9 protein-coding genes and 1 pseudogene are annotated in these 11,977 nt (G+C 69.8%); all 10 read right to left on the bottom strand.

The features are described from left to right. Positions 1 to 565: pseudogene (locus ACLN58_RS11120) on the bottom strand (hypothetical protein); the annotation flags it as partial. Then, on the bottom strand, positions 562 to 1,785 hold the full coding sequence (gene rlmN / locus ACLN58_RS11115; RefSeq protein ID WP_415855324.1) for a 23S rRNA (adenine(2503)-C(2))-methyltransferase RlmN: 1,224 nt from the start codon (positions 1,783 to 1,785) through the stop codon (positions 562 to 564). The pseudogene ACLN58_RS11120 and the gene rlmN, both read right to left, overlap by 4 nt. 85 nt (positions 1,786 to 1,870) lie before the next feature. Continuing rightward, positions 1,871 to 3,829 carry an ABC transporter ATP-binding protein gene (locus tag ACLN58_RS11110; RefSeq protein WP_415855323.1) on the bottom strand — a complete coding sequence of 653 codons (1,959 nt, stop codon included), beginning with the start codon at positions 3,827 to 3,829 and terminating at the stop codon, positions 1,871 to 1,873. Positions 3,830 to 3,869: 40 nt separating this feature from the next. Further along, positions 3,870 to 4,487 (bottom strand): PadR family transcriptional regulator, encoded by a 618-nt coding sequence (locus ACLN58_RS11105; protein WP_415855322.1) that lies wholly within the window; start codon positions 4,485 to 4,487, stop codon positions 3,870 to 3,872. A 105-nt stretch (positions 4,488 to 4,592) separates the two neighbouring features. After that, complete coding sequence (locus tag ACLN58_RS11100; RefSeq protein WP_415855321.1) at positions 4,593 to 5,060, bottom strand: carboxymuconolactone decarboxylase family protein; 468 nt, start codon at positions 5,058 to 5,060, stop codon at positions 4,593 to 4,595. A gap of 138 nt (positions 5,061 to 5,198) precedes the next feature. Beyond that, positions 5,199 to 6,389, bottom strand: coding sequence for a 4-hydroxybenzoate 3-monooxygenase (locus tag ACLN58_RS11095; RefSeq protein WP_415855320.1), 1,191 nt, complete (start codon positions 6,387 to 6,389; stop codon positions 5,199 to 5,201). A 159-nt stretch (positions 6,390 to 6,548) separates the two neighbouring features. Next, positions 6,549 to 7,925, bottom strand: a complete 1,377-nt coding sequence (locus ACLN58_RS11090; RefSeq protein WP_415855319.1) for an L-serine ammonia-lyase — start codon at positions 7,923 to 7,925, stop codon at positions 6,549 to 6,551. Positions 7,926 to 7,953: 28 nt separating this feature from the next. Then, positions 7,954 to 8,823, bottom strand: coding sequence for a formyltetrahydrofolate deformylase (gene purU, locus ACLN58_RS11085; RefSeq protein WP_415855318.1), 870 nt, complete (start codon positions 8,821 to 8,823; stop codon positions 7,954 to 7,956). Between the two features lie 3 nt (positions 8,824 to 8,826). Continuing rightward, positions 8,827 to 9,525: a sarcosine oxidase subunit gamma gene (locus ACLN58_RS11080; RefSeq protein WP_415855317.1), complete on the bottom strand. Its 699-nt coding sequence runs from the start codon at positions 9,523 to 9,525 to the stop codon at positions 8,827 to 8,829. Beyond that, positions 9,518 to 11,977, bottom strand: a 2,460-nt coding sequence (locus ACLN58_RS11075; protein ID WP_415855316.1) for a glycine cleavage T C-terminal barrel domain-containing protein, incomplete at its 5' end; no start/stop codon positions are given. The genes ACLN58_RS11075 and ACLN58_RS11080, both read right to left, overlap by 8 nt.

Below are 11,977 nucleotides of genomic sequence, written 5' to 3'. Positions count from 1 at the left end.
TCGCGAGGCACAGGACCACGGTCGCGGCGGAGGCCACGAGTGCGTCGCCGAGCGGCGGCTGCCGCGGGAGTGAGGAGATGGAAGCAAACGCGAAGATATAGAACAGAGAGCCAGCGGGCCGCAGCCGCCAATGCCCCACCATCACGGTGCAGAGCCACGCGACGAGCGTCGTGCCAGCCACGATCTCCCACGGATTGAGCGCGCCGCCGGGGCTCAGCCGGGCTGAGAAGGTCGCGGCGAGGATGACCGCGAGCATGAGCAGCGCGGCGCGCGTCTGCGTCACCAGCCGGATGCGATGCGGCTCGTTGCGACCGTAGATCCCCGTGAACGCGGCGAAGCTCGCGAAGATCGCGAGGTCCAGCCGGTTGACGAGCGTGAGCGTGAGCAGCGGCACGAACACTCCGGCCGCCGCGCGGATCGCGGCGTGGTGGTCATTCTTCGCCGGGCCGATGCCCAGCATCAGCTCGCGGAGCAAGCGGCCGACGACGGCGAGGGGCCCACCTGGGCGGGTCCCGCCGTCGTACGGGTGTGCTCCTGAGGTGCCTGAGGTCTGCGCGCCCGTCATTCGGCGGCGGCGAGCTGGCCGCACGCGCCGTCGATCTCTTTGCCGCGCGTGTCGCGCAGGGTCGTGGGGACGCCAGCCGCGCGGAGCACGCCGACGAACTCGTCCTGGACCTCGGGCTCGGACGCGGTCCAGATTGACCCCGGCGTCGGGTTGAGCGGAATCGGGTTGACGTGGACCCAGCCGCGGCCGCGCTGGTTGAGCTTCTTCGCGAGGAGCGACGCGCGCCAGGCGTGGTCGTTCATGTCCTTGATGAGCGCGTACTCGATGCTCACGCGGCGGCCGGTCTTGCGGAAGTAGTCGTACGCGGCGTCGATCGCCTCATCGACTTTCCAGCGGTTGTTGACGGGGATGAGCTCGTCGCGGAGCTCGTCGTCCGGGGCGTGCAGGGAGAGCGCGAACGTGACGGGAACGTTCTCTTCGGCGAGCTTGCGGATCGCCGGGACGAGGCCAACGGTCGAGACCGTGATGTTGCGGGCCGACATGCCGAGGCCCTCGGGCGCGGGGTCCACGAAACGGTGCACGGCGGCCATGACGCGCTTGTAGTTCGCGAGCGGCTCGCCCATGCCCATGAACACGATGTTCGTGACCCGTTCGTCGGGGTGCTCGGTCTGGCCAAGCTCCCCCGCCGCGATGACGCGGTTCGCGGCGACGACCTGGTCCACGATCTCCGCGGTCGACATGTTGCGCGTGAGGCCCGCCTGGCCCGTCGCGCAGAACGGGCAGTTCATTCCGCAGCCCGCCTGCGACGAGACGCACAGCGTGATGCGGCCCGGGTAGCGCATGAGCACGGACTCGACGAGCGCGCCGTCGAAGAGGCGCCACAGGAACTTGATGGTGTTGCCGTCGTCGGTGCGGAGCCGGCGGACCTCGGTGAGGAGCGGTGGGAACATCGCCTCGACGAGCTCTTCCCGGCCCGACTTCGGGAGGTCGCTCATGCGGTCCGGATCCGTGGTCCAGTGCTGGAAGTAGTGCGTGCTGAGCTGCTTCGCGCGGAAGGGCTGGAGGCCGAGCTCCTTGAGCTTCTCGGCCCGCTCCGGGAGCGTGAGGTCCGCGAGGTGCAGCGGCGGCTGCTTGACGCGCGGGGACGCGAACTGGAGCAGCGGGCGGCCCTCGGCCGTGCGCTGCTGCTCCCAGCCCTCCGTCGCGGGCCGCACCTGGGGGCGGGAGTCGCCGTCGGCGGGGGGCACGGGGCTGTCCGGGGTTCGCGTGGGGGAAGTCATCCCGCCCATCATCCCACGCAGGTTTTCGCATTCCCCAATCGGGCGACTATGATTCCGCTCTCCCCGCGCGTCGCACCCGAGACGATCAGGTGGGGGTGCCGCTGCGCTGGCCGGTCACGCCGCTCGTGCCGATTGCGCCCGGCGCTCCGTTTGCGCCGTTCGAGCCCGCGCCCCCGCCCGCCTGGTCGAGGTAGAGCCGCGCGTAGGCGCCGCCCGCCGCCAGGAGCTCCGCATGGGAGCCGTGCTCGACGATCCGCCCGCGGTCCACGACGTAGATGACGTCGGCGCCGACCACGGTCGAAAGCCGGTGGGCGATGGCGATCGTCGTGCGCCCATGGGCCGCGGTGTCGAGGGCCTTCTGCACGACGCGCTCGGAGATGGTGTCGAGCGAGCTCGTCGCCTCGTCCAGTACGAGCACCTCGGGATCCTTGAGCAGCACGCGGGCGATCGCGATGCGCTGCTTCTCGCCGCCGGAAAGCCGGTAGCCCCGCTCGCCGACCACGGTGTCGTAGCCGTCCGGGAAGGAGACGATCGTCTCGTGGATGTTGGCCGCACGCGCGGCGGCCTCGAGCTCGTCCTGCGTCGCGTCGGCCTTCGCGTAGCGCAGGTTCTCGGCAATCGTCGCGTGGAAGAGGTACGTCTCCTGGCTCACGATCCCGATGTGGCTCACGAGCGATTCGTGCTCGATCTCGCGCACGTCCCGCCCCGCGAACCGCACCGACCCCTCGCTCGCTTCGTAGAACCGGGGGATGAGGTAGGAGACCGTGGTCTTGCCCGCGCCGCTCGGCCCCACGAACGCGGCGAACTGGCCCGGCTCGACCCGGAACGAGACGTCGTTGAGCGTCGCCCGGTCCTCGCCGCGCGAGTCCGGGTAGCTGAACGTCACCCGATCGAACTCGACCTCGCCCAGACGGTCCGCGGCGGCCGGCAGCGGCTCGGCGGACGGCCCGTCGGTGATCGCGGGGTTGAGGTCGAGGTACTCGAAGATGCGCGCGAACAGGGCCCCGGACGTCTGGAGGTCGAGCGCCACGCGCATGATCGCGATGAGCGGGAAGAGGAGCCGCGCCTGGACGGTGGTGAACGCGACGATCGTGCCGGCCGTGACGCCGTGGGCCCCGCCCGAGAGCAGCCACCCGGCCACAAGGTACACGATCGCGGGGATCGACGAGAGGAAGATGCTCACGAGCGCGAAGAAGTACTGGCCGCTCATGGCCTGCCGCACCTGAAGCCTCACGAGGTTCCGGTTCTCCGCCGAGTACCTCTCGATCTCATCCGGCTGCCGGTTGAAGCTCTTCGACAGCAGGATCCCGGACACGCTGAGGGACTCCTGGGTGATCGCCGTCATGTCGGAGAGCGATTCCTGCGTCTTGGTGGCGATCCGCGCGCGCACTTGGCCCACGCGGCGCTGGGCGATCACGAGGAACGGCATGAGGACCACGGCGATGACGGTCAGCTGCCAGTTGAGCGCGATCATCGCGACGAACGCCGCGATGACCGTGACGATATTCCCGACGACGCCGGAGACCGTGTTGGAGAGCACGCCCGCCACGCCGCCCACGTCGTTCTGGAGGCGGGACTGGATCACACCGGTCTTGGTGCGCGTGAAGAAGCTCAGCTCCATGGACTGCAGGTGGCTGAACAGCCGCACGCGCAGCGCGCCCATGACGGCGTTCCCGACGGTCGAGGTGAGGTACGTCTGCCACACACCGAGCAGGGCCGAAATCACGTAGACGCCGACCATGAGGGACACGAGCTCACCGAGCCGCGGAAGGTCGGGATGGCCCCCGGGAGGGAACAGGCCGTCGTCGAACGTGCGCTGGGTGAGCAGCGGCGGGGCCACGGAAAGCGCGGCCCCGACGAGCACGAGCACAACGGTGAGAGAGAGCGCCCCGCGATGCGGCGTGAACAGCTCCGCGATGCGGCGGAGCAGGTGCGGGATGCGGGGCGCCTCCGCGTTGAGCTTCTTCTGCAGCGCGACGTCGCCGCCCGAAACGCGACCGCCGCGCACGACGGCGGGTGGTCGCCCGGGTGCCATCTGGGACATTGGCCTCCTTAGGAGTACGGCCCTCTCTGCAATGATCCCGCTACTCGGCGAGGATGAGGTACAGAGCCTTGCGGGCGTCGTCGAGGGCGGCGGCGGCCTTGGTGCGCTGCTCGTCCGTCGCGGCGAAACGGAACTGGTGGAGCACGCCCATGAACTTCTTGGCGCTCTCCACAAACGCGTCCGAGGCCTCGCTCGTGCCCGGGGCGGCGTCCCACGCCTTCTGGAGCTCCTCGGCGTGGTCGGCGACGTACGCGCGCCCCGTCTCGGTGAGCGTGAACTCGGTGCGCTTGCCCTCGCCGGTCTGCTCGACGAGTTCCTCGTCGACGAGCTGCTGGAGCGTCGGGTAGACCGAGCCGGGGCTCGGACGCCACATGCCGTTCGTGCGCTCGTTCGCGGCCTGGATGATGCCGTACCCCGTGTTCGGGCTCTCGGACAGGAGCGAGAGGATCATCGCGCGGATGTCCCCTCGGCTGGCGCGGCGCCCGCCGCGCGGACCGAAGCCCGGCGGGAAGTCACGGCCCGGCCCGAAACCTGGCCCGAAGCCGCGGCCGAATCCGCGCCCGAAGCCGCCAGGGCCGAAGCCCCCGGGGCCGGGACCGAAGCCGTGCCCGTCGTGGTGGTGCTGATGCTCGTGGTGATGGTCTGGATGGGGATGCATGGTGTTTCTCCTTGAGTAGGGCGATACACCGATATGGCACCGATGTATCTCGATGCCTCAACGATATATCGTTAATGTTCGGAGAACAAGCCCTCTTCGAAACCCCTAGCCCGTGACCCGGTGACGGCTCACGATCGAGACGCGGTTGAACGTGTTCATGGTGGCCGCGGCCCAGCACAGGGCCGAATAGGCTTCGTCTCCCAACGCGAAGCGGGCGGACTCGAGCGAGGCGACCCGTTCGTCGTCGTCCGGGAGCAGGGTGACCGCCTCCGCGATGGTGAGCGCGGCCTCTTCGGTCTCGCTGAAGATTGACGTCTCGCGCCATGCAGGTAGAACGCGCAGTTTGACCGCCGCTGTTCCCGCCTCCTCGGCGGCACGCACGTGGAGGTCAAGGCAATACGCGCAGCCGTTGATCTGGGAGATGCGCACGTTGGCGAGTTCGACGACGTCGCGCGGCAGGCCCGCCGCCTCTGTCGCCTCGCGCACGGCGGTGGCGAGGGAATTGAGGGCCTTCCACGAGCCGGGATCGGCCTTGTCGAGGTAGAAGGACGGGACGGGACTCGAGTGGCTCATAGGGGCATCCTTTCACCCGATCCCGGCGTGTCCGTTCCTGCCCTTCTTGCGCCGCCCAATCCGCCGGCAATCGGCGTGTTGCCCAGCAACGCACCGACTGTGCTCCCCCAAGATGGGCAGGAGCGGACGACCGGCGCGCTACTTGCCCTGCCACCCCGTGTAGCACTCGGCGATGTAGGCGCGGCCGTGCTCGGACTCCAGGAGCGAGCGCAGCTCCCCGAGCTGGCGGGCGCGGAAGAACGCGTGGTTCGGCTCGTCGGGCACGGTGTGGAGGAGCGTGGTCATCCAGTAGGAGAAGTACTGCGCCTTCCACACGCGATCGAGTGCGCGGTCGGAGTACGTGTCGATGAGCGCGGTCGAGCCCGACTTGAAATAGGAGTCGAGGCTCTCGAACAGGAGCTTGACGTCGTGGAGGGCGAGGTTGAGGCCCTTCGCGCCCGTGGGCGGGACGGTGTGGGCGGCGTCGCCCGCGAGGAAGAGGTTCCCGTACCGCATTGGCGTGTGCACGAACGAACGGAACGGAAGGACCACCTTGTCGATGATCGGGCCCTCCTTGAGCGCGAAGCCGTTGCCGTTGACGCGGAGGCGCAGCTGCTCCCAGATCTGCTCCTCGCTCCAGTCTGCAGGGTTCGTCGTCGGGTCGCACTGGAAGTACATGCGCTGCATCGTGTCGGTGCGCTGGCTGATGAGCGCGAAGCCGTGCGCCGAGTTCGCGTAGATGAGCTCAGGCGAGCTGCGCGGCGCCTCGGCGAGGATGCCGAACCACGCGAACGGGTACTCGTTGAAGTACCAGGTCCGCTCGGCCTCGGGGATCTGGAAGCGGCAGTGCGAGCGCGAGCCGTCCGCGCCCACGAGGATCTCGGCGCGGAGTTCCCAGTCCTGACCGTCAGTGTCGGTGAAATGCACCTTGGGCTGGCCCGTGAGGTCGAAGACCTGGGTGTCGGAGCACGAGTAGCGGACGTCGCCGCCGTCGGCCTCGCGCTGGGCGGAGAGATCGTCGAAGACCTCATTCTGCGGGTAGAGCCACACTGAATTCCCGGTCAGGGCCTTGAAGTCGATGCGGTGGCCCTCGCCGTTGACGCGGAACTCCGTGCCCTCGTGCTCGTGGCCGTTGCGCAGCACGTTGTCCACGCCCGAGCCCACGAGCAGGTCCACGGAGCCGGCCTCGAGGATCCCGGCGCGGATGGTGTGGGAGATGTCGCGGCGGCTGCGGAGCTCCACGACCGTGCTCTCGATCCCGGCCTGATGCAGCAGGTGGGACAGCATGAGGCCCGCCGGGCCGGCACCCATGATGGCCACCTGGGTGGTGTGGATCTTGCGTTCGCTCATCTCAAACTCGCTTTCAGCTGCGGGCCGGACCGTCGTTGGGCCGCTCCGAGGACTGATTCGAGTGTGCGTCGGATTACCTCCCGGGCGTTAGACTCCTTCCGTTGAACGGAAACTGTTCGGACGCCGTCCGGGCGGATGCTGTCGATCCTCCGGGGGTCCTCAGCATTCGATGACGTTGACGGCGAGGCCGCCGCGCGATGTCTCCTTGTATTTGACCTTCATGTCCGCGCCGGTCTCCCGCATCGTCTTGATCGCCTTGTCGAGCGAGACCTTGTGACTGCCGTCCCCGCGCAGCGCAATGCGGGCGGCGTTGATCGCCTTGTTGCTCGCGACGGCGTTGCGCTCGATGCACGGGATCTGCACGAGCCCGCCCACCGGATCGCACGTGAGGCCGAGGTTGTGCTCGATGCCGATCTCGGCGGCGTTCTCGACCTGCGCGGGCGTGCCGCCAAGGACCTCGCACAGTCCGCCGGCCGCCATCGCGCACGCCGATCCGACCTCGCCTTGGCACCCGACCTCGGCGCCGGAGATCGAGGCGTTCTCCTTGAACAGGATGCCCACGGCCGCAGCGGTGAGCAGAAAGCGCACGACGCCGTCGTCGTCGGCCCCTGGGACGAACTTCTCGTAGTAGTGCAGCACCGCAGGGACGATTCCGGCCGCGCCGTTGGTCGGCGCGGTGACGATGCGCCCGCCGGACGCGTTCTCCTCGTTCACGGCCAGGGCGAACAGATTGACCCAGTCCATGGCCCGAATGGGGTCCGTCTGGTCGTTCGCGGCCTCGAGGTCGGCGAGGAGCTTCGGCGCGCGGCGCGGGACCTTGAGCCCTCCGGGCAGGAGCTTCTCGGTGCGGGTGCAGCCGTTGTGCACGCATTCCTTCATGACGGCCCAGATGTGCAGGAGCTCGGCGCGGAGTTCCTCCTCGCTGCGCCAGACGAGCTCGTTCGCGAGCATGATGTCGCTGACGCGTCTGCCCTCGCGGCGGCAGTGCTCGAGGAGCTGCGCCCCGGTGGTGAACGGGTACGGCAGCGGCGTCGCATCCTCGACGATGCGGTCTGCGCCCACGGCGTCCTCGTCGACGACGAAGCCCCCGCCCACCGAGTAGAACGTCGCCTCGCGCAGGAGCTCCCCCGCGCCGTCGAACGCCCTGAAGACCATCCCGTTGGGGTGGGCCGGAAGCGAACGCCGCCGGTGCATCACCACGTCGTCGTCCCAGGAGAACGCGATACGCCGCTCCCCCGCGAGGAGCAGCTTGCCCTCGGCCCCCGCCTGGGCGACCCGCGCGTCGGCGGTGTCGGTGTCCACGGTCTCGGGCCGCTCCCCCTGGAGGCCCAGGATGACCGCCTTGTCCGAGCCGTGCCCGTGTCCGGTCGCGCCGAGCGAGCCGAACAGCTCCGCCCGAACGCGTTCGACGGCGCCCAGCAGCCCCTCCGCGCGAAGGCCGTCCGTGAAGGTGGCGGCAGCGCGCATCGGCCCGACCGTGTGCGAGGACGACGGGCCGATGCCCACGGAGAACATGTCGAGGGCGCTCAGTGCCATGGAGCATTCCTTCCCCGGCTCGAAGCACTCACCGAAGCACGACCGTTCGGTTCCCGTTGAGAATGACGCGGCCCTCGCAGTGCCAGCGCACGGCGTTGCTCAGGGCCTTGCACTCGGCGTCGCGGCCGACCGCGACGAGGTCCTCGGGCGAATGGGTGTGGTCCACCTCGATGACCTGCTGGACGATGATCGGGCCCTCGTCGAGCTCGGCGTTGACATAGTGGGCCGTCGCGCCCACCGTCTTGACGCCGCGCTCCCACGCCTGGTGATACGGCTTGGCGCCCTTGAACGAGGGGAGGAACGAGTGGTGGATGTTGATCACACGCCCGGTCATGCGGGTCGCGAGGGCGTCGCTGAGCACCTGCATGTAACGGGCGAGCACCACGAGCTCCACGCCGTAGCTGTCCACGAGCGCGAGGAGCTTGGCCTCCGACTCAGGCTTCGACCCGGCGGTGACGGGGATGTGGTGGTAGGGGATGCCGTGCCATTCGACGAGCCCCCGGTGGTCGTCGTGGTTCGAGACGACCGCCACAATCTCGACCGGCAGCTCGCCGATCCGCGCGCGGAACAGCAGGTCGTTGAGGCAGTGCCCGAACTTGGACACCATGAGCAGCACTCGAGTCTTCTCCCCCGCCGGGCGGAGGCGCCACGCCATGCCGAAGCGCTCGGCGACGGGAGCGAAGCCCTCCTCGAGGGTGAGCTCCTCCAGAGCCTCGGTCCCGCCGGCGGCAGGGGCCTCGAAGTGGACCCGCATGTAGAAGTGCCCGCCTCGACGGTCGCCGTACTGCTTGATGTCGACGATGTCGCAACCACGTTCGGCCAGGAACCCCGAGACTGCGTAGACGATTCCGGGCCTCTCGGTGCAGTCGAGCGTCAGGACGTACTCACGCGGCGCCATCGGCTACAGCACCTCCGGAGCCTTGAGCCTGGCCGCCGTGGGCTCGGCCGTCTTGAATTCGGCCATGGCGTCGAGCAGCCAGCGGCCCAGGTAGTCGGCGAAGGAGGCGCGCGGGCAGACCTCCCACGTCTCGGGGCCGGTCTTCCACAGCAGCACCGGGACGGGGCCGAGCTGGGTGACGTAGGCGGCGCCGACGGCGAACGCCCGAGGGTGGAGATCGAGCGGGCAGCCCTTCTCGAGGACGTCGCGGGCGGACGTACCGCTGAGCTCGAACGTCGTGCGGTTCGCGGAGAGGTCGACGGCGGAGCCCGGCTCGGCGCCGAGGGCCTCGGCGAGCGCCGCGGTCGCCTCGGCGGGGTCGGTGCTCGAGACGACCAGGAACTCGTCCGGCGCGAGCCAGAACACCGAGCTGCCCGTGCCGACGGAGACCTCACCGCAGCGCGCGGGGAGCGGCGTTCCGAGCCGAGCCTCGATGCGGCGTGCGGCGTCCGAGCCCGGGACCGCGCGGAGGCCGACCATAGTCCGGAAGGGGACCTCGCGAAGGGAGACGCGGCGGGCACCGGTCACCTCGGCCTCGGCGAACCGGGGCGCGAGATGGGCGGCGGGGCTCCGGCGCAGCTCCGCCGTGCTGCCTGTGGGGGTCGTGGGGCGGGTTTGGGTGGCGTGGGTGGGGCGGGCGGGTGAAATGAGCTGCTCAGCCATCGCGGCGCTTCCCTTCCGGGTCGTAGAGGACGGTGTCGCCGACGATCACGTCGACAAGCTGGTTGCCCACGGGGGCGACGAGGGTCCGGCCGATGAGGTTCCGGCCGTTCTTGATGAGGGCCAGGGCGAAGGAGCGCCCGAGCGCCGCCGAGTGATAGCTCGACGTCACGTGGCCGAGCATCGGCACGGGACCGTACGCGGGGTTGACGGTGATGCCGGCCTCGACCACCTGCGTGCCCTCGGGGAGCCGGAACGTCGGGTCCACGGGCAGCAGGGACACGAGGTGCTTGCGGTCGGTCCGGGCGGTGTCCACCCGGGAGTACGAGCGCTTGCCCACGAAGTCCTTCGCCTTCGAGACGATCCACTCCATGCCCGCGTCCTGCGGGGTGACGGTGCCGTCGGTGTCCTGGCCGACGATCGGGTAGCCCTTCTCGGCGCGGAGCACGTGCATCGTCTCGGTGCCGTACGGGGTGATGCCGAACTCGGCCCCGGCCTCGAAGACGTCCTCCCAGACCTGCTGGCCGTACCAGCCGGAGACGTTGATCTCGAAGGCCAGCTCGCCCGAGAAGGAGATGCGGCAGACCCGGGCGGGGATGCCCGAGGCGAGCGTCGTCTCGCGGAACGCCATGAACGGGAAGGCCTCGTTGTCGACGTCGAGGTCGGGGGCGACCTTGGAGATCACGGCGCGAGACTTCGGGCCGACGACCGCGACGGTCGTCCACTGCTCGGTGACGGACGTGAAGTTCACATCGAGCGCTGGCCACTCGGTCTGGTGCCACTCCTCGAGCCACTCGAGCACGCGCGCGGCGCCGCCGGTCGTCGTCGTCATGAAGTAGCGGTTCTCGTCGAGGCGCAGGGTGACGCCGTCGTCGAAGATCATCCCGTCCGGCGTGCACATGACGCCGTAGCGGGCCGAGCCGGGCTTGAGCTTCTTGAACGCGTTCGTGTAAATGCGGTTGAGGAACTCCCCCGCGTCAGCGCCCCAGATCTCGATCTTGCCGAGCGTCGTGGCGTCCATGGCACCCACCGACGAGCGCACGGCCGCGCACTCGCGCAGCACGGCCTCGTCCATCGACTCGCCCGCCCGCGGGTAGTACCAGGGCCGCAGCCACTGGCCGACGAGCTCGAACTCGGCGCCGTGCTCCACGTGCCACGGGTGGATCGACGTGAGCCGCTCGGGGTCGAAGAGCTCTCCACGCTGCCGCCCCGCCATGGCCGCGAAGGCGACGGGCGCGTAGGGCGCGCGGTACGTCGTCGTGCCGATTTCACCGGGGGTCGCGCCGTTGTTGAGCGCCGCCGCGATGACGCCGATGGCGTTGACGCCGGAGGTCTTGCCCTGGTCGTTGGCGGTGCTGATCGAGGTGTAACGCTTGATGTGCTCGACGCTGCGCATGCCGGCGCCGGTCGCGCGGAGCACGTCCGCGACGGTCTGGTCGCGCTGGAGGTCCACGAAGTGCTCGTGAAGCTCGGCGAGCCCGGCGTCCTCGTCCCGGACGACCCAGAGGGGGCGGGTCCTGCCGTTCACGTGCAGTGCGGTACCGGCGACGGCGATCGCGTGGGCGCCGCCCTCCGTGACGAAGCCGGCGTTGAACGCCGCGACCGCCCCCGCATTGGTCCCCTCGGCGAGGCAGTCGCCGAGATCGAAGCTCCCGCCCCCCGCGCCGACGATCTGCTGGCCCTCGACGGCCCCGGAGGGCACGAACGCGACGAGCTCGTCGTCCCAGCGGATCCTGCCCTGACGCTGGCTGTGGAGGTGCACCACGGGACTCCACCCGCCGGAGACGGCAACGACGTCGCACGCGACCTTCCGCGCGGCACCCACGGGGGCGCCGTCGTCGTCGATCGCACGAATTGTTGCTGCGCTGACGCGCGGACCGCCCCCAGGGTTCGCTGCCGTGTCCACCACGGCGGCGCCGAGGAGGACGACGACGCCGGCCGCGTCCGCCGTCTTGGCGGCGGCGGAGAGCTCGGGGCGGGCGTCCGCAACGGCCGCGACCTGCACGCCCGCCCGGAGGAGATCGGCGACGAGCGGGTACACGCTGTCATTGGTCGTCGAGACGACGACGCGCGAGCCGGCCGCGACGCCGTACCGGTTGAGGTACGTCCGCACCGCGGAGGCGAGCATGACGCCGGGGCGGTCGTTGTTGCGGAACACGATCGGCCGCTCGTGGGCGCCGGTCGCGAGGACGACCTGCTGGGCCCGGATGTGCCACAGGCGCTGCCGGGAAACGCCGCCGGATTCGGCGGCCGCAGCGTCCGCACCGAGGTGGTCGGTGCGGCTCTCGAGCGCGATCACGTAGTTCGAGTCGTAGCTCCCGAACGCGTTGGTCCGGGTCAGGACCGTGGCCTCGGGGGCGGCGTCGAGCTCGGCGCGGACCGCGGCGACCCATTCGAGGGCCGGCAGCGCTGTGCCGGCCGCGGTCGAGACCGTGGCGTTGGGGTCCGAGAGGAG

This window comes from Sinomonas sp. G460-2 (assembly GCF_047759905.1).
Taxonomy (GTDB): Bacteria; Actinomycetota; Actinomycetes; order Actinomycetales; family Micrococcaceae; genus Sinomonas.
This window is presented reverse-complemented; position numbering and strand designations above follow the sequence as displayed.

What these genes read in the sequence shown, in the direction of transcription:
- rlmN (WP_415855324.1), bottom strand. Translation starts at nt 1,785, where the DNA reads ATGACTTCCCCCACGCGAACCCCGGACAGCCCCGTGCCCCCCGCCGAC.
- ACLN58_RS11110 (WP_415855323.1), bottom strand. Translation starts at nt 3,829, where the DNA reads ATGTCCCAGATGGCACCCGGGCGACCACCCGCCGTCGTGCGCGGCGGT.
- ACLN58_RS11105 (WP_415855322.1), bottom strand. Translation starts at nt 4,487, where the DNA reads ATGCATCCCCATCCAGACCATCACCACGAGCATCAGCACCACCACGAC.
- ACLN58_RS11100 (WP_415855321.1), bottom strand. Translation starts at nt 5,060, where the DNA reads ATGAGCCACTCGAGTCCCGTCCCGTCCTTCTACCTCGACAAGGCCGAT.
- ACLN58_RS11095 (WP_415855320.1), bottom strand. Translation starts at nt 6,389, where the DNA reads ATGAGCGAACGCAAGATCCACACCACCCAGGTGGCCATCATGGGTGCC.
- ACLN58_RS11090 (WP_415855319.1), bottom strand. Translation starts at nt 7,925, where the DNA reads ATGGCACTGAGCGCCCTCGACATGTTCTCCGTGGGCATCGGCCCGTCG.
- purU (WP_415855318.1), bottom strand. Translation starts at nt 8,823, where the DNA reads ATGGCGCCGCGTGAGTACGTCCTGACGCTCGACTGCACCGAGAGGCCC.
- ACLN58_RS11080 (WP_415855317.1), bottom strand. Translation starts at nt 9,525, where the DNA reads ATGGCTGAGCAGCTCATTTCACCCGCCCGCCCCACCCACGCCACCCAA.